This window comes from Synechococcus sp. H55.11, from assembly GCF_047462475.1.
Classification (GTDB): domain Bacteria; phylum Cyanobacteriota; class Cyanobacteriia; order Thermostichales; family Thermostichaceae; genus Thermostichus.
The window spans coordinates 1-930 of the sequence record NZ_JANSJI010000245.1; the positions used below are offsets into that span (position 1 = coordinate 1).

The following is a 930-nucleotide window of genomic DNA, read 5'->3' on the forward strand; positions in this document are numbered from 1 at the left end:
CCAGCAGGCGGCTGCGTCGGAAGCTGAGGCGGAAAAGCTCCAGCGGGCGGTGCATTTGATCGAGGCAGGCGAATACAAAATGGCCGTCCACCTGCTCAACGAGCTGATCCAGAGCGCCCCCAACGAAGCCCGCTACTATCTGTACCGCGGCCTGGCCCACCAGCGGCAGGGCCATTGGGGCCTTGCCCAGATGGACTATCAAGGAGTGCTGCGGCTGGAGCCGGGCAACCCCTCGGCAGAACAGGGCCTGCGCGAGGTTGAACAGCAGGTCGGCCAGGAACAGGTTAGCCCCCACCCGAAGCCCACCCTCCCCACCTCAGGCAAGCCCCGCCAGAGCAAAGGATTGGCCCTGGTCTGGCTCCTGGCCAATTGGGCGGCGGCTGGGATTGGCTATCTGGGGCTGGGGGCGGCAGCTCCCCTCCTAGCTGCTTTGGGTTCGCTCCAAGGAGCGGTGGCTGGGGCCAGCCTTGGCTTGGGAATGGGGCTACTCCAGTGGGCGGTATTGCGACGGCAGGTTTCTTGGCGGTGGGTGGCGGCTACGCTACTGGCCACGGCTTTGGGCTGGGTGGCAGCAGATACCCTGGCCCCTCAGGTGGGGGTGGCAACCTTCGCTTTCGATCCCAGGGATCCCTGGCCACAGAACGCCTTGCAGGCGATGGCCAGCCCGCTGCGTGGCTTGCTGGTGGGGCTTGGCGTCGGTGGATTGCAAGGGATCCTCCTGTCCCGGCACGGGAAAGTCGCCTGGGCCTGGGTCTTGGCGGCAGGGGTAGAAGGGGGAGGGGCAGCCCTGTTGATGGCTTGGCTGCTGGCCGGCACCACCTTGAACCGTTGGCTGCTGCTGAGCGTGGGGCTACTGGCCAACACCCGCCCCCTCAGCGCAAGGGTGCTGTTGAACTTGCGCCGCGTCCCGCCTGTGCAAAACTAACAACA

General features: G+C 66.1%; 1 protein-coding gene. It reads left to right on the plus strand.

What is annotated here, in order from left to right:
- A partial coding sequence (locus tag NW853_RS09855) for a tetratricopeptide repeat protein (RefSeq protein WP_414348920.1) occupies positions 1-925 on the plus strand: 925 nt, incomplete at its 5' end.
- Positions 926-930 lie beyond the last annotated feature (5 nt).